This is a genomic window from Nocardia sp. CS682, assembly GCF_004634405.1.
GTDB lineage: Bacteria > Actinomycetota > Actinomycetes > Mycobacteriales > Mycobacteriaceae > Nocardia > Nocardia ninae.
On record NZ_CP029710.1, the window covers coordinates 7,978,163 to 8,000,532 of the forward strand.

Below are 22,370 nucleotides of genomic sequence, written 5' to 3' on the forward strand. Positions count from 1 at the left end.
GCCTGATGGATCACTGGCACTACCTGCTCGTTCTGCTCGGCTGCCTTGCGGTGACGGCACCGCTGGAGTTCTTCGGCCCGGGTGTATACCGGCGGCCCAGGGCGCTGCTCGGTGCGCTGTGGCCGGCCGCCGCGTTGTTCGTGGTCTGGGATCTCGTGGCGATCGCCGCGGATGTGTGGGGTTACAACGACCGCTACGTGCTCGAGGTGCGGCTGCCCGGCGGGATGCCGCTCGAGGAACTGCTGTTCTTCGCCGTCGTGCCGCTGTGCGGCCTGCTCACCTACGTTGCGGTCGACACGCTGCTCGGTGTGGGCCGACGGCGGTTCGGCAATACCGGGAAATCGGTCGGCGACGCGCGGAAGGCAGCGGGACGATGAACCTCACCGGAGTGGGATACACACTGCCCGCCGTCGCGGCGGTGATCATCGTGTGCCTGGTCGAGCGAATGGTGTTGCGCACCGGCTTGTTCCGGCGTCCGGCCTACTGGCTGACGATGCTGATCGTGCTGGGTTTCCAGATCCTGGTGGACGGATTTCTCACCAAACTCGACGCGCCGATCGTGCTGTACAACCCGGATCACATTCTCGGACTGCGCTTTCCATGGGATATCCCGGTGGAGGACTTCCTGTTCGGATTCGCGCTGGTGACCGCCGTCCTGCTGGGCTGGGAGCGCACGCTGCAGCGCCAGGTGCGGCAATGAGCACCGAGTACGGCCGCGATCGGCGGCGCGTGCGCTACCCGGGGGCGCCTGGCGTGCGCGACCTCGGCCCAAACGGCCCACGCGTGGTCGTGGTCGGCGCAGGCATCGCGGGCTTGGCGGCCGCGACCGGCCTGGTCGAGCGTGGCTGCCAGGTGGAGGTGGTCGAGCGCGAGCGCTACCTCGGTGGACGCGTCGGCGGCTGGACCGAACAGCTCCCCGACGGCACCCCGGTGGGGATGAACCGCGGCTTCCACGCCTTCTTCGCGCAGTACTACAACCTGCGAAAGTTGCTGGCGCGCAGCGATCCCCAGCTGCGACAGCTGCGCAGACTGGAAGACTATCCGCTGGTCGACGCCCACGGCCGCCGCGACACCTTCCGCGGCCTGCCCCGCACACCCCCATGGAACGCGCTGGCCTTCGCGCTGCGCAGCCCCACCTTCCGGTTGCGCGACCTGGCCCGGATGGATCCCCGTGCCGCCGCGCCGTTGGCCGCGGTGTCGGTGCCCGATATCTATCACCGGCTCGATCACCTGGACGCGGAAACATTCCTGCGCCGCATCAACTTTCCGGAAGCGGCCCGGCATCTGGCGTTCGAGGTATTTTCGCGCAGCTTCTTCATCGAACCGCGGCGCATGTCCGCCGCCGAGCTGGCGGCCATGTTCCACATCTACTTCCTCGGCTCCAGCGAAGGGCTGGTTTTCGATGTGGCACGGGACAATTTCGATGTCAGCCTCTGGACGCCGCTCGCGGAGTACCTGACCGCGCCGGAGCGGCCCGGCGCCGTTCGATTCCACCCGGGGGTGTCCGTCGAGCGGATCGACAGCGAGGGCGACGGATTCCGGGTGATCGACGACACCGGTGCGGTCTTGACCGCCGACGCGGTCGTGCTCGCCACCGACGTGGGCGGCCTCCAGCGTGTCGTCGCCGCGTCGCCGGGGCTCGGTGCCGACGAATGGCGTTCGCAGGTAGCCGGATTGGCGCTCGCCCCGGCCTTCGCGGTGCTGCGGCTGTGGCTGGATCGGCCGGTGCGCGCCGACCGGACCTGTTTCCTCGGCACCGGCGACATGGACCCGCTCGACAACATCAGCGTGCTGGATCGCTACGAACGCCGAGCGGCGGACTGGGCCGGGAAAACCGGCGGCAGCGTCGTCGAACTGCACGCATACGCGGTGCCCGAGACGACACCCGCGGCGCAGGCCAAGGTACGCAAGGAGCTGCTGGCGCGGCTGCATGCCATGTACCCGGAGACCGCCGCCGCGAACATCGTGGGGGAGACGATGCTGTGGCGACAGGATTGCCCGCGCTTCTCGCCCGGCGACTTCGCCACCCGCCCAGGCGTTGTCACGCCGCATCCGCGGTTGGTCCTGGCGGGCGACGGAATACGCGTCGATCTACCGGTCGCCCTGATGGAACGCGCCGCGACCACCGGCTGGCTGGCCGCCAATTCCCTCCTGCGCCAATGGAATGCGGCGGGGCACCGGCTGGAATCGGTGCCCGCTCATGGCCGCTCGGCGCTGTTGCGCGCCTTGGCTACTCGCGAAAGGCAAACCCGGTGAAAATCTCACCCTTGCAGCGATTCGCGCCGGAGAAGTGGTCGCGGCAGCGGCCGACCTACCAGGACGCGGACCCCGGCCTGATCGCGGCCGCGCTGCGTTGGTCGCAACAGCGTCCCTCCGGCAACTGGTATGTCATCGCCGCGAGCCGGGCGATCCGTCGTGATCGTCCCTTCGCCACCGAGGTGGGTGGCCGCGAGATCGTCGCCTGGCGTGATGATTCCGGCGCGCTGCACATCGGTCCCGGTGCGTGCCCGCACCTGGGTGCGCCCCTGGCTTCCGCCGAGGTCGAGAACGACGCGCTGATCTGCCGCTGGCATGGCCTGCGGGTCGGCGCCGGCGACAGCGCCTCCCGTTGGTGCCCATACCCCGGCTACGACGACGGTGTGCTGGCCTGGGTGCGCCTGGATGCCGTCGGCGGTGAGGAGCCGACCGACGCACCGGTGCTCGGGGCGCGCCCCGCCGACACCACCGTGCACGCGGTGACCCGGCTGGTCGGGGTGTGCGAGCCGCGCGACATCATCGCCAATCGGCTCGACCCCTGGCACGGCGCGTGGTTCCACCCGTATTCGTTCGCGCGCCTCGACGTGACGCGGACACCGCCACGCGACGGCATCACCGAGGATAATCACGCATTTCTGCTGACGGTGACCTTCCGCGTGACCCGCAGTCTCGGCGTGCCGGTGGCGGCCGAGTTCCGCTGTCCCGACCCGCGCACCATCACGATGCGGATTCTCGAGGGAGAAGGCGCCGGTAGCGTGGTCGAAACGCACGCCACCCCGATGGGTTCCGGCCCCGACGGCAGGGCACGCACGGCGGTGATCGAGACGGTGATCGCGAACTCCGACCGTCCGGGCTTTCGGCACGCCCATCGAGCGCTGCCGGTGTTACGCCCGTTGATGAACCGCGCCGCGACCCGGCTGTGGCGCGACGACCTGGACTACGCGGAACGCCGCTACCAGCTGCGCACTCGTCAGAATTGAGTCGGGCGGCGGCAACGGGGTATGCCGTCCGATGTGTAGGTCGTCGCGGTCCGGGTACTGCCCGAAGGTAAGTGCGATGCACGAATGATGCATTACACCTGTGCTCGTGCAGTCTGTGAGCCGGAAAACCAGGAGGTAGCGATGAGCACCATCACCGAGTCGGTCGACGTCCATGTCCCCATCACTCGTGCGTACAACCAATGGACGCAGTTCGAGTCGTTCCCCGCTTTCATGCAGGGCGTGGAGGAGATTCGGCAGATCGACGACACCCACACCCACTGGGTGACCGAGATCGCCGGTGTGACAAGGGAATTCGACGCCACCATCACCGAGCAGCATCCGGATGAGCGGGTGGCCTGGAAGTCCGACAGTGGCCCCGAGCATTCCGGGGTGATCACCTTCCACCGGCTCGACGACAACACCACGCGGGTCACCGCGCAGATGGACATCGACCCCGACGGCTTCGTCGAGCATGCTGCCGACAAACTCGGTCTGCTGAATCATCGGATCAAGGGCGACATGCAACGGTTCAAGCGGTTCATCGAACAGCGCGGCCAGGAAACCGGTGCTTGGCGTGGGGATGTCGCCCGGCCGGACGCCTGAGCGGTAGTCCGGTAGCCGCATGCGGCGCAGTGGTGGTCATTACGAAACCACCACTGCGCCTGCGGCATTGGTCTCAGCCGAGGGACAGGCAGCCCTGGAAGGTCTGGAAGTCTCCGGCGAAACCCACCCCGCCGCTGCACGTCGGCCCGGTAACGCCGGTGACCGTCACGGTGGCACCCGGGCCGGCGATGCCGATCGACAATCCGGGGCGCACGCCGGACGCATTGACGGTTGCCCCTGGCCCGATGGCGATGGCGGCGGGTCCGGACAGCGCCGTGGACGACGAGGTCGCACGCCCGCCGTTCTGGGCGATGGCCAGCGACAAACTGGTGGCGTCCGCGTCGGCGGCGGCGGTGCCGTCGAAGCCGTACGCGGCCGCCGCGCCGCCCGCTTCGCTGGTCGCCGAGCAGCGCGCGCTCGATTGTGCTGCGGAGGTAGCGCTGGCGCCCGGTGCGGGGCAAGCAGTTTCGGCAGCCGCCGCGGTGGGCGCGGTGAGCGCCAACGCGGCAACGACCGGGCCCGCGCCGAGGAGCGCGAGGCCGGTCCGGCGGATCGAGGACGAGATATTCATGGTGCTCTCCTGTGCTGACCGTCGGGCCCGGGAGATTCGTCCGGGGCGCGACGATCCGAGATTCGATGAGGCGGTTTTCGATTGCTGCCGCCGGGCATGACCGGAACGGCACCCCGTCACTCTACCTAAAATGATGCACAAGCGATGCACTATGTCGCTAGTTCCAGGCGTAGAAGTACATCCGTCGCGTGCTGGCCTCGACCAGGGTGCCGTTCGGGTCGCGGAGTTCGGCCACGCCGACGTTGCACTCGTCCCGGCTGGCGAAGAACGGGGCGCTGTCGGGCCGGACGGTGATCGGGTGCTGGCGCCACCGGGTTTCACCGTCGCAGATCACCGCCGAGGTGGTCAGCGAGCCGGTAGCCGTGGGCTGGCCCGGCTTGACCGCGGTGAGGCGCACCGTCAATGTCCACCGCTGTTGCCCCTTGGGACATCGCACGTCGATATAGGCATTGGCCTTACCCGCGGACACGTAGATGTCGTCGTGCAGCCAGACCGCCTCGGCTTGCGCCGCAGGCAGCGGCACCGCCCCGAGGAACGCGGCCACCAGTAGCGCAGTCACCGAAGTCATCACATCAACCCTTCAGAAAAGCTTGCAGCGGAACGTCTTTCAACGGAAAGTGGGGGCGGGCAGCTGCCCACCCCCACTCGGGTCGTAGTCATCGATCGATGTCAGCGCTCTGCCGCAGGGCGCGGCGTCGCGGCGGTGCCGGGCGGGTTGTCGGCGTTGGCATAGGTCTGCATCGAATCGGCGATCGCACCGGTGTTCACGGTCAACGCCGTGTTGTTGATGTTGGCGGTGGTGTCACAAGACCGGTGGTAGCAGGGGTCGTACGGACGGCCCGCAGTGCCGCCGAACATCTGCTGCTCTTGACGTGTCTTGATGCCCTCCGCGCCGGTGAACAGGCCACCGACCGCGATCCCGGCCCGCAGGAACGGCCCGTAGTCCGAGCGCCCGTCGAGGGGCGTGCGGACGTGGGACAGACCCCGGGAATCGAAGTAGCGGTTGAAGTTCTGCTCGATCTGCGCGGATCCGGCCGGCCCGCCGCTGCCGTTGTAGATCTTGTAGGCGAAGTTCGTCGAGCCGATCATGTCGAAGTTCAGGTAGAGCCGGAGCTTGCTGCGCTCGGCTGCGGGCAGGTTCGACACGTAGTACTTCGAGCCGATCAGGCCGAGCTCCTCAGCGCCCCACCAGGCGAAGCGGACCTTGTTCTTCGGCTGGAGCGTGGCCATCTGCAGCGCCACCTCGAGCAGTCCGGCGCTGCCGGAACCGTTGTCGTTGATGCCGGCACCGGCGCGCACGGAGTCGAGATGCGCACCCGCCATCACGACCTTGTCCGCGTTGCCGCCCTTGCTCTCCGCCAGCACATTGTGCGTGGTGGCGGGCAGGCTCTCGGTGTCGGTCTTCAAGCGCACGACCGGCTTCGCCGCGGTGGCGAGGTCTTTGCCGACGGTGTAGCTCGCGCCGACCACCGGCACTTTGATGCCCTTCTCGTCGAGGGGCTCGGTGAAGGTATCGGTCCGGCCCGCCTGTCCCTCATTGAAGATGATCACGCCGGAAGCGCCTGCGGCCTGGGCATTTCGGGCCTTGTCGGCGAACGTGCAGGTGCCGCGTTGCAGCAGGGCGATATTGCCGCGGGTGAACTTGGCGAAGTCGGCGGCCTCGCAACCGGAGGTCGAGGTGTCCGGCTGCGGACCGGGCGTCAGCACCAGATCGACACCCTGGACGGGTGCTTTCGTATCACCCGAACCCGAATAGGTCGCCGTGGCGAAGTCGCCGATCTCGCTGCGGTTCGGCGGGGTCGCCTTGTACGTCGTCGGGGCGGCCGGTGCTTCCTTCGCCAGCACCGCCGTCGTCCGTTCCTGGAAGGCTTGGAAGGTGAACGGCTGCAAGGTCACCGTGTAGCCCGCGCGGCGGAGTTCGCCCGCCACGTAGTCGCGGGAGGCGTCGTAGCCCGCGGTGCCCGCGGCGCGCGTGCGGCCGTTGGCGTTGGCGATGCTCTGGAACTTCTCCAGGTGCTGGTTGACGGCGGCCGCTTTGATCTCATCGGCTATTTGCCGTTCGGGCGGCGCGCCCGGCTCGGCATACACCGACCCGGCCATCGCGAGCGATAGCGCGAGCGGCACCGCGGCGGCTACTGCGATAACTTGACCGGCTCTGACTCTGCGAAAGGTGTGGGACATTTCGAATTCCTCCAAACGGACGGATAAATCCCGATGGCCGGAGATTAAGCCTGTCTGTCGGTTCGGTAAAACCCCAGTTGAGAGTGGGGAAGGGGGTCGACCCACGCACCGGACGGTAGGGGCTGTAGCGCTGAATCAGCTACCGATAATTTCGAGGGCGCATTGCCGATCGCGGTGCGCGGGGACGCGTGGTTCGTCTGGTGTACCCCAACACGTTCGAATCCGCTGCTCTATAGCCCTGATATATCGAATACAATAGCGGTGTGACAGAAGTAGCGGAAATTCCGGGTTCGACCAGGGCGAAACTCTTGGAAGCGGCGGCGCGGTTGCTGGCCGAGTCCAACGGGGCCGCGATCACCACCCGGTCCATCTGCGATCTCGCGGGTGTCCAGGCGCCGACGCTGTATCACCATTTCGGCGACAAGCAGGGGCTGCTCGACGCGGTGGTCACCTACGGATTCGAACAGTATCTGCGGTCGAAGCGGGCGCACGTGCCCTCGGCCGACCCGATCGACGATATCGCGGCCGGGTGGGATCGCCATGTCGCATTCGCGCTGGAGAATCCCGCCTTCTACGCGGTGATGTACGGCCAGGTCACGCCGGGCAAGCGGCCCGCGGCGGCGGCCGATGCGGAGGCGCTGTTGCTGTCGTTGCTGACCCGAGCGGCTGGGCACGGCCGGTTGGCGGTGGCACCGGAGGTGGCGGCATCGGTGATCCTGGCCGCGAATGTCGGTGTGGCGCTGGCGCTTATCACCACACCGCCCGAGCAGCGCGACCTCGCGGTTGCCGACCGGACCCGGGATGCGGTCCTGGCGTATGTGGTTCGGCCGACTTCGGCGAACAGCAATGGTGCAGAAGATGCCGTTGCGGTATCCGCGATAGCACTGCACGCCGCGTTGAGTGACGACAGTCCCGCAGTTTTGCAGCCGAATGAGCTTGCCCTGCTGAAAGATTGGCTGCGCCGCCTGTCGCGGTGACAGCGAAATGCACGGCCGGGGAAACTCCTCGGCCGTGCATTCGCGAGATCAGTTCAGACCGTCAGCACATTCCGGTACCGTGCCTTGCCCATATTCTGGAAAGCGGTTTCGGCGTCTTCGAGCGGGTAGGTCTCGATGATCGGCCGAACTCCCTTCAGGGCGGCGAATTCCATGGCCTCCTCACTGTCCTTGGCGTGCCCGCTGTACCAGCCGGACACCTTGCGACGGCCGAAGACCAGCAGGTCGGGCGAGACCTCGATGGGCTGGTGATCGCTGGCGACGATCAGCAGTTGACCGTTGGGTCGCAGGCCCTGCATGAGGTCGGCTTGCGCCGGACTGGAGCCCACCGTGGAGAACACGACATCTGCCCCACCGAGTGCTTCGACGGCCTCGCCCGCGCTGCCCGCCTCGCTGTCGATGTACTCGTCGGCGCCGAGCTCGCGAGCGATATCTTCTTTGGCCCGACCGCGATTCACCGCGATCGTCCGGAACCCCATCTTCGCCGCGTACTGCACGGCCAGGTGGCCGAGCCCGCCGACGCCGTGGATGACGACGGTGTCGCCCGGCCGGGCACCGGAATTGCGCAGTGCGTTGAACGAGGTGATGCCCGCGCACATCAGCGGCGCGGCTTCTTCATAGGTCAGCGCATCGGGGATGCGGGCGAGCGCATCTTGCGGCGCGACAGTGTATTCCGCGTAGCCACCGTCGTAGGACACGCCGACGATGGTGCGGTCGACACAGTTGACGAAGTCCCCGCGCCTGCACGGCGGGCACGTGAAGCAGCTGCCACCGTGCCAGCCGATGCCGACTCGGTCGCCGACCCGCCACGCGGTGACGCCTGCGCCGACCGCATCGATGTCACCGGCGATCTCGTGTCCCGGCACGCGGGGCAGTGCGACGCCGAGCAGGCCCATTCGGGCGATGTTCTCCCCGCCGCACACCCCGCACGCCCGCACGCGGACCCGCACCTGACCCGGCCCTGGCGCGGGCACCGGGATGGTGGTCTGCTGGAACGGCCCATTCGCGCTGATGACCTGCACCGCACGCATTGTCGTTGTTGTCATGTCGGTATGCCTTTCGGTAACTCTGCGAAAAATCAATTGCTGGATCCGCCGTTCATGAGCACTTCCTCACCGGTGAGGAACAGGGAGCTCTCGGCCGCAAGGAATTCGGCGAAGTCGGCCACGTCTTCGGGGGTGGCCAATCGGCCGACCGGCACCGAGTCGAGCAAGGCCTTCTTGTACGGGTCGTCATCGGGCACCTCGGTGAAGATGCCCGCCCCGTCGATCGGGCCGGGCACCAGTGAATTGACCGTGATACCACGGGAACCCAGCTCGAGCGCCAGCACCCGGACGAGATACTTGGCTGCGGTTTTACTGGTGCCGTAGAGGCCGAGCCCGGGTTGCGGGCGCACCGTGGAACTGGACGCGATGTTGATGATGCGGCCCCCATCGGCGATGTACTTCGCCGCGGCCTGTAGGACGAAATACGGTCCCTTGGTGTTGATCCGGAACAGTAGGTCGAAGTCGTCCTCGGTGACCTCGACCACCGGGATGTTCACCTTCTCGATGCCGGCGTTGGCGACGACGATGTCGAGAGTGCCGAATTCGGTTACGGCGGTGTGGAACAGGCGATCGATCTCGCTGACGTCGGAGGCATCGGCTTGCACCGCAATGGCTTTCACGCCGAGCTGCTGCACTTCGGCGCGTACCTTGTCGGCGGCGTCCTGGTCGCGGGAGTAGTTGATCACCACATTCGCGCCGCGCTCGGCGAAGCGCAAGGCGATCGCTCTGCCTATACCCTTGGTCGAGCCGGTAACCAGTGCGGTTTTTCCATTCAGGCTCATCGAATACTCCTTGTCGAACTTCTTCGATCGGGAACCGTGTGTCGGTTTCGAGGGCGGGCGTTGCCGGGTGTGCCGGGCCGTTCGCCGCGCGGAACAACCTTGACTATAGCGATGCTATAGAGCAATGCATAGCGAACAAATAAGAGTTGTAGAGGCACAAATATGCCTTTCGGCGGCCTTACTGCCTCGGCTTACGATGGGCGGCATGGTTTCAGGTGATCCCGGCTCCGGTGGCAGGCTTTTGGACCTGCATCGACTGCAGCAGTTCCTGGCCGTCGCGGAGCTGTCGAGTTTCACCGCCGCGGCGGCGGCGCTGCACATCACCCAGCAGGCGTTGAGCAGTTCGGTTCGTCAGCTGGAGAAGCAGTTGCGGGTCGACCTGTTCGACCGGAGCGGTCGTCAGCTGGTCCTCACCGACGCGGGCGAAGTGTTGCGCGACGGGGCGCGGGCGCTGTTGGCGGCGTCGGATGCGCTGTATCGCCGGACGTATGAGGCGGGTATCGCGGCACCGCCCGCCTTCGTCGTCGGTCATACGCCCGCGATCACCGCAGATGAGGTGTACGACCTGATCGAGCCGGTGCGGGCGGCGCGGCCCGATGTGTCGGTCACGGTGCGGCAGCTGTTTCCGGATGCCATCGCGGCCGCCCTGCACCAGGGCTCGGTCGACGTGGCACTGCGGCGCGGTGTCGCGAGTCCGGCCGACCTGGCGTCGGCGGTCATCGCCTACCACCCGGTTCGCGTCGCGGTCGCGCGGACGCACCGGCTGGCCGATCGCACGGCCGTCACGGTGCGCGACCTCCAGGACGAGCAGATCGTCATCTGGGCGCCGCCGGGCGCGTCGTATTACACCGACTTCATCCTGAGTACCTGCCGGCGTGCGGGTTTCGAACCACGGTTCGTCGTCAACCACATCCAGGGCACGCCGCCGGTGACCGCGGTGGTCGGCACGGAGCACGTCGCCATCGTCACGGCGCCCGCGGGGCAGGCGCTGGGTGGTCGCGTGCAGGTCGTCGATCTGAAGGAGGGGCCGGTGGCCGCGACACAGGCACTGTGGTTGCCGCACACCACCTCCGACCTGCGTGACCTGCTGTTAAGTACGCGCGCCGACGGCTGACCGCCCGGGGGTCGGACGGCCAGCCGTTAGTCGGCCAGGCGCGAATGGTGTCGCCTCAGCGGGTGGTGTACCCGCCGTTGGCGAGGATGGTCTGTCCGGTGATCCACCAGCCGTCGCCGACCAGGAATTCCACCAGCGGGGCGATATCCTCGATCTTGGTCAGGCTGTTGCCGAGCGCCTGCGACTTGTGGAACTCGACCCGCTCCGGCGTTTCCTGGCCGTAGAAGAAGGGGGTGTCCATCGGGCCGGGGGCGACGGTGTTGACCGAGATCAGCCGCGGCGCGAACTCCTTGGCCGCCGCGCGGGTGAAATGCTCCACCGGGGCTTTGCCGCCCGCGTAGGTGGAGTAGCCGTCGGTGAACGCGGCGAGCAACGAGGTGACCACGGTGACGATGCGGCCGTTGTCGTTGAGCCGCTTGCCCGCCTCCTTCAAGAAGAAATAGGCGGACTTGGCGTTGATCGCGAACATCGAGTCGTATTCTTCCTCGGTCGTCTCGATGATCGGCTTGCGCAACACTTTTCCGACGGTGTTCACCGCGATATCCACGCCGCCGAACGCGTCGACCGCCACCGCGAACAGCTGCTCGACATTCCCCGGAATGGTCAAATCCGCTTGGAATTTCACCGCTTTGGCACCGGCCGCCTCGATCGCGGCGACGGTCTTGTCGGCATCCGGCTCGGTACTGTCGCTGTTGAAGTGCACGGCGACATTGGCACCGCGTTCGCCCAGCGTACGGCTGATCAGCCCGCCCAGATTCTTGGCGCCTGCCGCGACCACCGCCGACTTACCCTGCAAACTCTGTACCACGATCCTGCTCCGATCTGCTCGAACTTTCAGCGGACACCGGCCACGCTATGGTGAATATCGGCGCATCGGAAACAGTGTTTATTGGTGACCCCACAAATGCTGCTTGTATGGCGCTCGGAGCAGCTCATCGCCGTTTATTGTCCGTAATGTACACCGCGACTAGAACATCAGAGATGGAGTAAAAGTGAGCCGTACATCGGTCATCATCATCGTCGGTTTCGTCCTGCTCGCCATATTCCTGCTGATCGGATTCTGCTTCGGCAGAAAAGGACTGCACCGCGCAGCCGAAGACTTCCTCCTGGTCTGGCTCGCCCTGACCGTCGGCAACATGGCAGTCGGCGTCGTCGACGCGGGCTACGGCGTCCTGGAAGAGATTCCGTTCCTCCTCGCAAACTTCACCCCGCCGGCGATCGTCGCCGCTGTCGCGTGGTATCGGACGAAGTCGTCTAAGGCTCTCGAATCATCGCCCACATAGGAGGTTTGGCTCCTACGGGCAGCACAAAGGTGGCACGCACCACGAACCCGAATTTCTCGTAGAACCGGACGTTCTTTTCCCGCGTGCACACCAGGTAGGCGGCCGTGTCCGGCGCGCCCGCGAGACGATCGCCGATGAGCCGAGCCGCATAACCCTGCCCTCGGCGGTCGACCGACGTCGCGATATTGGCCAGGTACCAGTGCGGCGGAGTGCGCGGATGATGCTCGTCCAGCGCACGCCGCACAGCCATCGCGGCCGTTGTCCTGGCACGCAGCGCAGGCAACAACTCGGGCAGCGCGCGCAGCGTACGCGAGAAGGGCTGATCCCACTGTCCCGGCGGATCCCACACCGCGACACCCCCGATCGCACCGTGCTGGTCGGTCGCGATCTGCACACCGCCGCCACGCAGATGACAGTGCCGCAAGGACGTCGTGAAGTAGCGCGGCACCGCGCGATGCCGTCTGCCCTGGTCGGGCCAGATCGCCGACATCACCGGATCGTCGGCGAAGCCTTCGGCAAGCACGCGTGTGCACGCATCGAGATGGTCGGGTGTTGCGGTGCGGACAACGATCGGCACAGCGAGATCTCCTGAGCAGCTCGACGACGGCGTCAACGACTCATCCGGAAAGCGTGGATTGTCGTCTGTTCGGGCGACAACCGAGCTCCGGTCGAGTGGATAACCTTGTACGGTAATCGGTTCCGCCATGACGCGAAGCAGTCCGGTGTACCCCCTCTGCTGGCGAGGTGCGAAGCCGGGCGATATGATCGGCGTGATGATGATTCACTCTGTTCAAAGATCGGGGGTTCCATTCGTCTCAGGTGAGTGCTGATGCTCACTCACAGTGCGAATGAGAACTTCTCCCGCTTGTCCTTCTGGCCGCGCGTGCGTGAATTCGCCGTGCCGCCCTCCATGATCGAGACTGCTACCGCCCGGCGACTGGTTCGGGATTGGGCGGGGGCTTGTGCCGCAGCAGGTTTCGATGTCGATATCGATATGCGGTCGGTGGCGCGGCGGCATGGGTCCGAACTCGCGAGTCGGATTCGAGCCGATCTGCGGTCGCTGGCTCCTGATCTGTTGCGCTGGCATATGCCGAGGATCGCTCCGGACGGGCTGTTGCGGCCGGGGCTGACCATCGCGCTCGCCCGGTACGAGCCCGAAATTCGCTGCGGCAGTGCAGGTTCCCTGTATCTCGTCGTTCGTACCGCGCCGGCCTGGGCGGACGCGGGTCAACGGATCAGCCTGGCTTTGTGGGACGGGTCCGCCGCAGGACAGCATCCGCATCCTCGGCCCAACCGGCGGTTCCGCTTGGATCTGCACCGCCACCTGTGGGATGCGCGCAGGGTGGGTGAGCTGCGCATGCGGTCCGGAGTCGAGAGCTGCAGCCCGCCGCTGGACCCCGAGTTACGTACTGCGGTAACGGAACTCGACCACTGTGCTGTCGACCGATGGGCGGCCGAGGGGGAGATCCTATGCCAGGCGGAAAATCGGCCGACCACTACGTTCATTGTCCGGTTCGGAGCCAAACAGCGGTTGGTGGTGGAGCTAGCCGCTGCCGGTGTTGACGGAACGCGCACGCTGCGGACCGCGTCGGAGTACCCGGTCGGCGGCATCTCCGTGCTGCCGGTGCTACCCGACGCGGCGACCTGGGTGCTGCCCGACCTGGCACTGCTCCGTGCCGGTGCGATAACGGCCGATCGATTGCATCCGTTGGTCGCTTCGGCGCTCGTGCCCGGGTATTCGTCGGCCGATGCGCCGCGGGCTCCCGATCGAACGGGTCAACGGATCGTGGAGTGCAGGGGAGAGCAGCACCGAATAGGGCTGGTCGACGGGGTTTTGGCGGCGCTGGATCATGACCCGGCCGAAATTCGGCGCGAAGAGCTGCTGGCCGCGTTGTCCGGTACGCCGCTGCCTTGCCTCCAGGCGATCGATACGGCGCATCGACAACCGGACTGGCTTGTCGGTGTCCGTGAACGCCTGGACCATGGCGATATCGCAGGCGCGCTGGCCATCGTCGAGGGACTGCTCGGTCCCGAGGCATTGCTGCGCGACGGCGCTTTGCGCGACGAACTCGCGGCGGCCGCGCGTCGACGGATCACCCACGGGCTGTTCAGAGCTGGTCTCGCCGAACCGGGGATGGGCCGCGTTCCGCCGCAGAGCCGCCGTTCCCGCGACCGTCGCGCGCATCCGCGCAACGCGGCTTCCTACTGACCGGGCCACTTTCGTCCCGCCGCTATCACAGTCGTGTATGTCCGCGCGACGCAGTGTCCTACTGAGAGAACGACTTTCGCTCGTATCCAGAAGCCCGCACCAGCTCAGCTCTGAGAGGGCAACTTTCGTCCCCCTCCATCACCGTCGTGCGCATCTGCACAACCCGGCATCCCGCTGACCGTAGCCCCACACCGACTCTGCCAACCACAAGGTGATTCACATGCTTACTGCCACCCACACATCCGCCCAACTCGACGTTGCCGATGAGTTGCTGGCTCTGCTCCAAGACGTAACCACCGAACCGCGTCCCGACAACCAATTGGAGGCCCTGGCGCTCGCCGTGGCCGCCGACCTGCCGGTGCTCCTGTGGGGCGAACCGGGGATCGGCAAGACCGCGGCCATCACCCAGCTCGCCGACGACCTCGACCTACCACTGACCACGGTGATCGCGAGTGTGCATGAGCCATCGGACTTTTCGGGCCTGCCCATCATCGGCGACGACCCCGCGGCCCAGGGTGTCCCGATGGCCCCGCCGGACTGGGCGGTGCGCCTGGTCCGAGCCGGGCGCGGGCTGCTGTTCTTGGACGAGTTGTCCACCGCACCGCCCGCGGTGCAAGCCGCCCTGCTCCGGCTGGTGCTGGAGCGGCGGATCGGCAATCTCCAGCTGCCGCCGAATGTCCGGATCGTGGCGGCGGCCAACCCGCGATCGTCGGCGGCCGATGGCTGGGAGCTGAGCCCGCCGCTGGCCAACCGGTTCGTGCACCTGCGCTGGACCCACGATCACGACGTGGTGGTCCGCGGGCTCGGCGGAGTCTGGCCGCACGCGACACTGCCCCGGCTGGCCACGGAAAAACTCACTGACGCAGTGGCTTTCGCGCGACGCGCAGTATGTGTGCTGCTCGCGGCCCGGCCCGCGCTCGTCCATCAGATACCCACCAGTGACACGCGCCGGGGCGGCGCTTGGCCGTCACCGCGCAGCTGGCAGATGGCAGTGTCGCTGATCGCCTTCGCCACCGCGGCAGGCTCGTCCCGTGACGTGCTCTCCCTGCTGGTCCGCGGCACGGTGGGCGACGGGCCGGGCTTCGAATTGCTGGCCAGCCTGGACCGGATGGACCTGCCGGACCCGGAGGCGCTGCTGGCCGACCCGGCGGCCGCCGTCCTGCCCGAGCGCGGGGACCTGCGCCAGGCCGTGCTCGACGGGGTGGTGGCGGCGGTCCGTAAGCGTCCGGAGAAGGCTCGCTGGGACGCGGCCTGGGCGCTGCTGGTGCACGCCTTGGAGACCGGAGCGCCGGACCTGATCGTCGTTCCCGCAACAACTCTCGCCACGCTGCGCCAGGGCGACTGGGATGTGCCGGTGGCCATCGAGCAGCTCGCCGGGGTGGTCTCGGTGTCCCGTGGCGCGGATCAGGTGGCTGCCCGTCTCGTCGCGAAGGCGAACTGATGACCGCAGGAGCACCGCGCATGTTGGACCGGGACAAGCTCTTTGCCGCCCGGCTGCACGCCGCCCGCGTCCGGCCCTATCTGGCGACCGCGCTGTTCGCCCTGTCCGTCGTCGAGTCGCGCGGCGTACCGACGATGTCAGTCGACCGGCACTGGCGGTGCTACGTGTCACCGGGGTTCGTGGACCGGACGCCGGTCGAGGAGCTCGCCGGAGTGTGGGTGCACGAGGTCTCGCACCTGCTGCGCGACCACCACGGCCGCAGTGACCGATTCGCGCGGCGACACGAATTGTCTGGCCCGGCAGAACGATTGCGCATGAACATCGCCGCGGACTGCGAGATCAACGACGACGTGTTCGGGGACAGGCTCGTCCAGCCGGAGGGGGCTGTCACGCCCGCGTCGTTGGAGTTGTCCGCGGGAAAGCTCATGGAGGACTATCTGCTCGAGTTTCGGCTCGGACCGCTCACGCAGGGCCTGGCCTGGCTCGACTGTGGCAGTGGCGCAGACGGATTGGATCGTGAGTGGGAGTTGGGTCCGGACGGCGCCGACGGCCTGAGCGAGCAGGAACGCGACGCGGTCCGGTTTCGGGTCGCGCAGGGCATCGTCGGCCGTCCGGGGGACGCGTCCAAAGGGTGGCAGCGCTGGGCCGAGGAGGCGTTCCATCCGCCACAGCCGTGGCGTGATCTGCTCGGAGCCGCGCTCCGCTCAGCGGTCGGCGGGTCCGGTGCGGGCGAGGACTACACCTACGGTCGGCCCGCTCGGCGCTCGGCCGGGGTGCCCGGCGTGGTGCTGCCGAGCCTGCGGCGCACGCCGCCACGGGTGTCGGTGCTCATCGACACCTCGGGATCGGTCAGCGACACCGAATTGGGCAGCGCACTTCTCGAAGTGGCGGCCATCGCGCGCGCCGTGGGCGGGCGGCGCGACCTGATCACCGTGCTGCCGTGCGACGCGGCGGCCAGAATCGTGCATCCCCTGTGCCGTGCCGAGCGGATACCGCTGGTGGGCGGCGGGGGCACGGATCTGCGCACTGGTATCGCCAAAGCGGTTCGCGCCCAACCACGCCCGGATGTTCTCGTGGTGCTGACCGACGGTCAGACACCCTGGCCGACCAGACGGCCACCGTGCCGGACGGTGGTCGGTCTGTTTCGTCGCTCGAGTGCCGACACGTGGAGCGAAAACGATCCCGACTACGTTCCGGACGCACCGCCCGCATGGGCCCGCGTGGTCGATATCGGGTAGGACCCGGCGCTCGATGAGGGCGTTGTGCGCCACGCCTAGTGGTAGCTGGATGCTTGCCAAAGGGTGGGAAGGTCGTAATATCCTCATCGGGCACGCTCCTGGGGCTTGTCAGCGCTGTGATCTCGGCGGGTCATCCATTTTTCTCGACAATGGTGGAGAGGTGGCTGCACGATGCGGCTGTTCAGGAGTACGGCATTCCTCGCTGTCGTGGCACTGGCAGTGGTCGGCCCCGTCGGCGCCGCGCGGGCAGACCAGGAGGATTCGGGTCGTCCGGGATTCGTCGAATACCAGGGCTTCCCGGTGTCGTACTTCGAATACGGACCCGACGGCGACGCCCCGACCGTCATGATGACCGGGGACTGGCCCGGCGACTCCAGCCTCATGGTGCCGCTGGCAGAACAGTTGGCCGCGAACGGATTTCACGTCGTCCGCTGGGATATGCACGGGGCGGGCCGCACGAGTCACGACCGCAGGCCGGGCGCCTACTCGATGGAGAATCTGGCGGGGGAGCTCGGCGCGGTGATGGACCAGACCGCTCCCGGGCGTCGCGTGCACATCTTCGGTGACGGGTGGGGGCCGTTCATCGGGAGCCAGTACAACACCATGTATCCCGGCCGGATCGCGTCGATGTCGGTGATCGGATTCCCCTCGGCGGATCTGGCGGGAAACGCGTTGCGTCGGGTGCCGAGGGAGAAGCCGGAGCTGACCGGGCAGTGGGCCGCGCAAGTTGCGGTGTTGAGTTATCTGGCGGGTATCGAGATACCGGTGCTGCCGGACGCCGCGGTACGTACCGGTATTCCGGTTCAAATGCTGGGCGTGGTGGCTTCGCTGATGGCTCCTGAGCTGCCGGGCGGGGGTTTGCACACCAATGTCGACGACGACGCCGACGGGTTGGAGCGGTACCGGCAGGCGATGTGGCCGCATCTGACCGAACCGCAGTACGACTACATCGACATTCCGGTCCTGCAGGTCTTCTATCCGACCGACGACTTCCTGGAGACGCCGATATTGATCGATGGCCTGGAAAGCCGTACGCCGCACCTCGATCTGCGGTACGTGCCCGGTAACCACTTCAGTGTGCTCGGCGGCGACAACACGCGGCAGATCCTGGACGCCGCCATGGAATCCATGCGCGCCGCGGACTGACTTCGTGGGCGCTGTGCGCGATTGCCGGTTGCGTGGCGCACCGGCCGAGACCGGATCGGTAAGCCGCTCTCGCGCAGGACATCCCACTACTCCCGATCGTTGGCGTTGACGGGACCGGCCGGGGGTGGTTGTATCTGGCTGTGCCTGAGGGGCTTTCGGCACGGTGCGTGGGTGGGGCGGTGACCGGGCGGTGTCCTTCGGGTGGTAGCCGTCACCAGGGAACGAGGGTCTCGTGAGCACCACTTCCATCGCACGCATCCGCCGCCGCTGGGCGAGCACCGTCGCGGTGCTCGTCGCAGCGGCCAGCTGCCTCGCCGGGCAGCAGGCCGGTACCGCGGGCGCCGCGCCGGCGATCACCCTGCCGCCGGTCAACGCGGGGTTCGATTACCAGATCACCAGCCCGTACGCGCCGCCGCCCGGCGTGACCGTCGTCAGTCGTGACCACAGTGTCGAACCGGCCAACGGGCTCTACAACATCTGCTACGTCAACGGCTTTCAGGTGCAGCCCGGCGCGGAAAGCGAATGGCCGGCCGACCTGCTGCTGCGCGACAAGGACGGCAAGGTCGTCTACGACACGAGGTGGAAAGAGGCGCTGCTGGACATCCGCACCGCCGACAAACGCGCCCGCGTCGCCGACAAGGTCAACCAGTGGATCGGCGGCTGCGCCGACAAGCGTTTCAACGCGGTCGAAGTCGACAACTACGACAGCTACGACCGCTCCAAGGGACTGCTGGCCCCCGACCAGGCGGTCGCCTTCATCGCCTTGCTCGCCAAGTACTCCCACGACCGCGGCCTCGCCATCGGCCAGAAGAACGCCGCCGAACTCCTCGACCAAAGAACCGCTGCCGGACTGGATTTCGCGGTGGCCGAGGAATGCGGCGACACCGAGGAATGCGGTGACTATGCCAGGGCGTACAACAACAACGTCATCGATATCGAGTACACCGAACCCGGGCTGGCAGCGGCATGCGCGGAGTACGGAAACAAGCTGAGCATCGTGCTCAGGGACGTCGAGGTGTCCACTCCGGGTGAGCCCGACTACGTCAGGAAGACGTGCTGAATCCGGTGCGCTGATCAGACCACGCACGCCGCCACCGCACGTCCCTGACCAGCGAAAGCCAAAGGGGACAACACGGTCGGTTATCCTGGGGGAGAGTTAGAGAGGTTTCCCATGCCCTTCAAATACCGTCAGCGTAAGTCCTTCGGGCCGTTGAAATTCAACTTCACCCAGTCGGGCCTGTCCTCGTGGGGCATCAAAATCGGCCCGTGGTCATGGAACTCACGCACCAAGAAGAACAACGTCGACCTACCGGGCCCACTGAGCTGGCGCCAGCGCTGAGCCGGCCGGGCCCGCGCCGCAGCTGGGCCTTGGTCGGACGATCAGCGGGAACTGGTGTCGGCATCGGCCGAGAGGCCAACTGCACTGGTTCCCCATGATCGCTTGTTCAGCTGTGCATTTCAATTGTTGCCAGCCGGAGATACGCGGCGACCGGATCAGGGCCAACGCTGCGGCGGCGGATACTCGGCGTTCGTGTCGGCGGGCCACATTCGCACTCGCCACACGTCGCCGGGCGTGGTCGAGTCGGGCTGACCGACGAAACGTAGCCCGCGCCCGCTGATTTCAACGTGATAGCTACCGGGAGCGATCGCGATCGGGACGTCGGAGGTACTGGTGGCGGAGGTTATCCACAACTCTCCTCGGTCATCGATGGTGGTGGTCTCATCGATGACCACCTGCCAGTCCGTCCGATCCGGATGCTGTGGCCGGTCGAACAGTTCGAGATCGACCCGCATCGCGAAGTTGTACTGATGTGGGCTCAGGACAACGATGTTGCCGCCTGCGGTAATCGCGTACAGCCCATGGTCGATCGCGCGATCCACCACCTCGGGCAGCTCCTCGCTGGTGTCCGCGGTGCCGGTCAGATAGAACTGGCCGTAGTCCATCATGAAGGTCCTCCGCTCGGCTGACACCGGTGTGTCGGAATATGTTTCGACCATTCCTGGAGGGTACGAGTTCCGCTCGTGTGGACCGTCGAATCGAAGCGAACTGACGGCAGGGCGGTCGAACAACCGATTGTCCGCGTGAGCACCACCGTTGGTTGTGCGATTGGGGGGCGGCTTCGAAGTCGTGGTTGGGCCTTCGACTGGGGTTCACGGCCGTAAACCCGCAGGCTTGCCGGGAAGTTGGCAGACCGGGCGTTGGCCGATCGCTTGATAGGCGGACAACGGCAACGCTACGATTCCGCAACCAACTGGCGTGCAAGGAGACTTCGTGGCGGATCTCGATCTGGCGGCCGTGCGGGCGTTCGTGACCGTGGTCGACGAGGGGCAGTTCAGTCATGCGGCGACGATGCTCGGCATTACCCAGCAGGCGGTATCCAAGCGCATCGCCAAGCTGGAGAGCCAGGTCGGGGTGCGGCTGTTCGATCGGGGGCGGGCGGGCAAGGCGACTGCCGCGGGGTTGGTGATGCTGCCGTTCGCTCGGTCGCTGCTGGTTGCTGCGGAAGAGACGGTCGCCTCGGTGCGGCAGGAACCGCGGCCGTTGCGGGTCGCGATTCTGGGAGAGCGGCAGGTGGCGTCGCGGTCGATCCAGTACTACCTCGATCGGCATCCGGACTCGGATGTCGAGATGGTGCTGTCCAACGCGTTCGTCACCTCACGGGACGCCTTGGTGAGCGGGCGCGCCGACGGGGCGTTCGCTCGGCCGCACGGTGGGCCGCGGCCGTTGCCGTCCGGCATCGGTGTCGTTCCGGCGTATGTGGAGCCGCTGCATATGCTGGTGGGCAGGGGTCATCCGCTGGCCGGGCGTTCGACGGTGTCACTGGCCGATATCGTGCCGCACCCGATCTGGGTGCCCGGCGCTTCGGTGCCCTCGGAGTGGGCCGACTTCTATCGAGAGTTGGCTGAGTTCAGCGGGATTGCGGTGGTTACCGATCCCGATCTCGGCAGCAAATCAGGCCCTGACGCGAAGAAACTGGCGAGCTTCGATGCCATGCTCGATCGCATCGCCGGCTCGGAGACACTGGCGACGTTCAGCGGGGATGGGTTCATCGCTCCCTGGAACCCCAATATTCGGCGACTGCCGATCACCGACCCGACCCCGGCGTACCCGCACGCATTGCTCTGGGAAACCAGCAACATGCACCCGGGCCTCCCACCTTTCATTGCCCACTTCCGCAGTAGTTACAACCGAGATATGGCCGCCGACTGCTGGATTCCCGAGGTGGACCGACCGATCTTCCTGTCGTGAACCGGCGGATCGCCGGACCTACGCCGCCGACGCCGTGATATCGAACAGCGTCAACTCACGTGCCGCTGCGGCGCGTTGATCCGCCCGCTCACGCACCGCGCAGGTCGGCCCGATCCCTTGCGACACCGATTCCGGCGACACCAGCCAGCCATGGCATCGGCGGCAGTGCGCAACTAGTCGTACTTCGGGCTTGTCGTCGGTCGCGGCCATATCGATCTCCTCCGGCCAGGTTGTTCCAGAAGGAAGCCTGACATAGGGGACCGACACATTTCGTGCTGGAATCTAGGGACCGGTTGTGCCGCAGTGCGTTCAGGGACGTTCGGGACGGTAGAGGTCGGGTTCGAGGTACATGACCCCGGCCGCGGGGACGGCGGCGCGGACGCGGGCCTCGGCGGCATCGATGGCGGTCGCGACGTCATCAATGGTCAGGCCCGGGCGGACGGCAACCTTCGCGGCGATGAGCAATTCGTCGGGCGCGAGATACTCGGTGCGCAGGTGGATTACGCGGTCGAAGTGGGTTTCGTCGACGAGATTGCTGCGGATGGCGCGATCCTCATCGGGCGTGGCGCCCTCGCCGATGAGCAGGCTCTTCATCTCCACGATCAGTACCAGGGCGATGAAACCGAGCAGGATGCCGATGGCGAGGGTGCCGACGCCGTCCCAGCGGGCGTCGCCGGTGAGCACGGTCAAACCGACACCGGTGAACGCGAAGGCGAGCCCGACCAGCGCCCCGCTGTCCTCCAGCAGCACCACCGGCAGCTCGGGATTGCGCGACGTCCGGATGAACTGCCACCAACTGCCACGCCCTTTGAGTGGCTGGGACTCGCGCCGCGCGGTGAGCAGACTGAAGGTCTCCAGCACCATCGCGATGAGCAGGATGGCGATCGCGACCACCGGGGAGCTGAGCTCCTCGGGACGGCGGATCTTGGTGATGCCCTCATCGATGGCGAACAGGGAGCCCATGGTGAACAGCACCAGCGCGACCACGAACGAGTAGAAGTAGCGATTGCGGCCGTAACCGAACTGGTGCACCGCGTCCGGCGGATGGGCGGCCCGCCGCTTACCCAGCAGCAACAGGGCTTCGTTGGCGGTGTCGGCCAGCGAGTGCATCGCCTCGGCCAGCATCGACGACGAACCGGTCAGCACCGCGCCGACGAACTTCGCGAGCGTGATACCGGCGTTGGCGCCCAGTGCGGCCAGGATTGCTGTGGTACTGCTGCCACCGCTCGACATGGACGCCAACGCTACCGGCGGCGCCGCATCATCCGTGCACGG

25 protein-coding genes are annotated in these 22,370 nt (G+C 66.7%); 15 read left to right on the top strand and 10 right to left on the bottom strand.

The annotated features are described in order from the left end of the window. Positions 1-5 precede the first annotated feature (5 nt). The 5 genes from DMB37_RS36110 (at position 6) to DMB37_RS36130 (ending at position 3,839) form a co-directional block, all read left to right on the top strand. Positions 6-377: a lycopene cyclase domain-containing protein gene (locus DMB37_RS36110; protein WP_135236531.1), complete on the top strand. Its 372-nt coding sequence runs from the start codon at positions 6-8 to the stop codon at positions 375-377. Further along, positions 374-700 carry a lycopene cyclase domain-containing protein gene (locus tag DMB37_RS36115; RefSeq protein ID WP_135236532.1) on the top strand — a complete coding sequence of 109 codons (327 nt, stop codon included), beginning with the start codon at positions 374-376 and terminating at the stop codon, positions 698-700. Before DMB37_RS36110 ends, DMB37_RS36115 begins: the two co-directional genes overlap by 4 nt. After that, positions 697-2,256, top strand: a complete 1,560-nt coding sequence (locus DMB37_RS36120) for an NAD(P)/FAD-dependent oxidoreductase (RefSeq protein WP_135236533.1) — start codon at positions 697-699, stop codon at positions 2,254-2,256. Before DMB37_RS36115 ends, DMB37_RS36120 begins: the two co-directional genes overlap by 4 nt. Next, positions 2,253-3,236, top strand: a complete 984-nt coding sequence (locus tag DMB37_RS36125) for a DUF5914 domain-containing protein (protein WP_240771815.1) — start codon at positions 2,253-2,255, stop codon at positions 3,234-3,236. Before DMB37_RS36120 ends, DMB37_RS36125 begins: the two co-directional genes overlap by 4 nt. A 141-nt stretch (positions 3,237-3,377) precedes the next feature. Further along, positions 3,378-3,839, top strand: a complete 462-nt coding sequence (locus tag DMB37_RS36130) for an SRPBCC family protein (protein WP_135236535.1) — start codon at positions 3,378-3,380, stop codon at positions 3,837-3,839. A 73-nt stretch (positions 3,840-3,912) separates the two neighbouring features. On the opposite strand, the gene DMB37_RS36135 is transcribed toward DMB37_RS36130, so the two are convergent. The 3 genes from DMB37_RS36135 to DMB37_RS36145 all read right to left on the bottom strand — a co-directional run bounded on the left by DMB37_RS36135 (position 3,913) and on the right by DMB37_RS36145 (position 6,591). Beyond that, entirely contained in the window at positions 3,913-4,410 is a 498-nt protein-coding gene (locus DMB37_RS36135; RefSeq protein WP_240771816.1) for a DUF6764 family protein, read from the bottom strand. A 157-nt stretch (positions 4,411-4,567) separates the two neighbouring features. Then, positions 4,568-4,978, bottom strand: coding sequence for a hypothetical protein (locus DMB37_RS36140; protein WP_135236536.1), 411 nt, complete (start codon positions 4,976-4,978; stop codon positions 4,568-4,570). A gap of 101 nt (positions 4,979-5,079) precedes the next feature. Further along, entirely contained in the window at positions 5,080-6,591 is a 1,512-nt protein-coding gene (locus DMB37_RS36145) for a M28 family metallopeptidase (protein WP_135236537.1), read from the bottom strand. A 263-nt stretch (positions 6,592-6,854) separates the two neighbouring features. On the opposite strand from DMB37_RS36145, the gene DMB37_RS36150 reads away from it, so the two are divergent. Next, entirely contained in the window at positions 6,855-7,568 is a 714-nt protein-coding gene (locus DMB37_RS36150) for a TetR/AcrR family transcriptional regulator (protein ID WP_206055096.1), read from the top strand. Between the two features lie 53 nt (positions 7,569-7,621). On the opposite strand, the gene DMB37_RS36155 is transcribed toward DMB37_RS36150, so the two are convergent. After that, on the bottom strand, positions 7,622-8,632 hold the full coding sequence (locus DMB37_RS36155; RefSeq protein WP_135236538.1) for an alcohol dehydrogenase: 1,011 nt from the start codon (positions 8,630-8,632) through the stop codon (positions 7,622-7,624). A 32-nt stretch (positions 8,633-8,664) separates the two neighbouring features. After that, a complete protein-coding gene (locus tag DMB37_RS36160; RefSeq protein ID WP_135236539.1) occupies positions 8,665-9,414 on the bottom strand; it encodes an SDR family NAD(P)-dependent oxidoreductase in 750 nt (249 codons plus the stop codon). Between the two features lie 205 nt (positions 9,415-9,619). On the opposite strand from DMB37_RS36160, the gene DMB37_RS36165 reads away from it, so the two are divergent. Next, positions 9,620-10,528, top strand: a complete 909-nt coding sequence (locus tag DMB37_RS36165; protein ID WP_135236540.1) for a LysR family transcriptional regulator — start codon at positions 9,620-9,622, stop codon at positions 10,526-10,528. Positions 10,529-10,583: 55 nt separating this feature from the next. Here DMB37_RS36165 and DMB37_RS36170 read toward each other — a convergent pair whose 3' ends face one another. Further along, entirely contained in the window at positions 10,584-11,336 is a 753-nt protein-coding gene (locus DMB37_RS36170; protein WP_135236541.1) for an SDR family oxidoreductase, read from the bottom strand. A gap of 184 nt (positions 11,337-11,520) precedes the next feature. On the opposite strand from DMB37_RS36170, the gene DMB37_RS36175 reads away from it, so the two are divergent. After that, positions 11,521-11,811: a hypothetical protein gene (locus DMB37_RS36175; RefSeq protein WP_135236542.1), complete on the top strand. Its 291-nt coding sequence runs from the start codon at positions 11,521-11,523 to the stop codon at positions 11,809-11,811. On the opposite strand, the gene DMB37_RS36180 is transcribed toward DMB37_RS36175, so the two are convergent. After that, positions 11,783-12,388, bottom strand: a complete 606-nt coding sequence (locus DMB37_RS36180) for a GNAT family N-acetyltransferase (protein ID WP_240771817.1) — start codon at positions 12,386-12,388, stop codon at positions 11,783-11,785. The two genes, DMB37_RS36175 and DMB37_RS36180, sit on opposite strands and share 29 nt — an antisense overlap. Positions 12,389-12,640: 252 nt before the next feature. Between DMB37_RS36180 and DMB37_RS36185 the strand changes: the two genes are divergently transcribed. From DMB37_RS36185 to DMB37_RS36210, 6 genes are all read left to right on the top strand, one after another. After that, complete coding sequence (locus DMB37_RS36185; RefSeq protein ID WP_135236543.1) at positions 12,641-14,020, top strand: hypothetical protein; 1,380 nt, start codon at positions 12,641-12,643, stop codon at positions 14,018-14,020. 220 nt (positions 14,021-14,240) lie between these two features. Continuing rightward, positions 14,241-15,461 carry an AAA family ATPase gene (locus tag DMB37_RS36190; protein WP_135236544.1) on the top strand — a complete coding sequence of 407 codons (1,221 nt, stop codon included), beginning with the start codon at positions 14,241-14,243 and terminating at the stop codon, positions 15,459-15,461. Continuing rightward, on the top strand, positions 15,461-16,699 hold the full coding sequence (locus DMB37_RS36195; protein ID WP_135236545.1) for a VWA-like domain-containing protein: 1,239 nt from the start codon (positions 15,461-15,463) through the stop codon (positions 16,697-16,699). Before DMB37_RS36190 ends, DMB37_RS36195 begins: the two co-directional genes overlap by 1 nt. A 171-nt stretch (positions 16,700-16,870) precedes the next feature. Next, positions 16,871-17,845, top strand: a complete 975-nt coding sequence (locus DMB37_RS36200) for an alpha/beta fold hydrolase (protein ID WP_135236546.1) — start codon at positions 16,871-16,873, stop codon at positions 17,843-17,845. Between the two features lie 232 nt (positions 17,846-18,077). Next, positions 18,078-18,905 carry an endo alpha-1,4 polygalactosaminidase gene (locus tag DMB37_RS36205; RefSeq protein WP_167769041.1) on the top strand — a complete coding sequence of 276 codons (828 nt, stop codon included), beginning with the start codon at positions 18,078-18,080 and terminating at the stop codon, positions 18,903-18,905. 111 nt (positions 18,906-19,016) lie between these two features. After that, positions 19,017-19,184, top strand: a complete 168-nt coding sequence (locus DMB37_RS36210; RefSeq protein ID WP_135236547.1) for a DUF4236 domain-containing protein — start codon at positions 19,017-19,019, stop codon at positions 19,182-19,184. 155 nt (positions 19,185-19,339) lie between these two features. On the opposite strand, the gene DMB37_RS36215 is transcribed toward DMB37_RS36210, so the two are convergent. After that, positions 19,340-19,843, bottom strand: coding sequence for a hypothetical protein (locus tag DMB37_RS36215; protein ID WP_135236548.1), 504 nt, complete (start codon positions 19,841-19,843; stop codon positions 19,340-19,342). A gap of 274 nt (positions 19,844-20,117) precedes the next feature. Here DMB37_RS36215 and DMB37_RS36220 point away from each other — a divergent pair, with 274 nt between their 5' ends. Next, complete coding sequence (locus DMB37_RS36220) at positions 20,118-21,095, top strand: LysR family transcriptional regulator (protein WP_135236549.1); 978 nt, start codon at positions 20,118-20,120, stop codon at positions 21,093-21,095. Positions 21,096-21,113: 18 nt separating this feature from the next. Here DMB37_RS36220 and DMB37_RS36225 read toward each other — a convergent pair whose 3' ends face one another. Further along, complete coding sequence (locus tag DMB37_RS36225) at positions 21,114-21,305, bottom strand: DUF6011 domain-containing protein (protein WP_107655802.1); 192 nt, start codon at positions 21,303-21,305, stop codon at positions 21,114-21,116. 99 nt (positions 21,306-21,404) lie between these two features. Then, positions 21,405-22,328 carry a cation diffusion facilitator family transporter gene (locus tag DMB37_RS36230; RefSeq protein ID WP_135236550.1) on the bottom strand — a complete coding sequence of 308 codons (924 nt, stop codon included), beginning with the start codon at positions 22,326-22,328 and terminating at the stop codon, positions 21,405-21,407. Between the last annotated feature and the right edge of the window lie 42 nt (positions 22,329-22,370).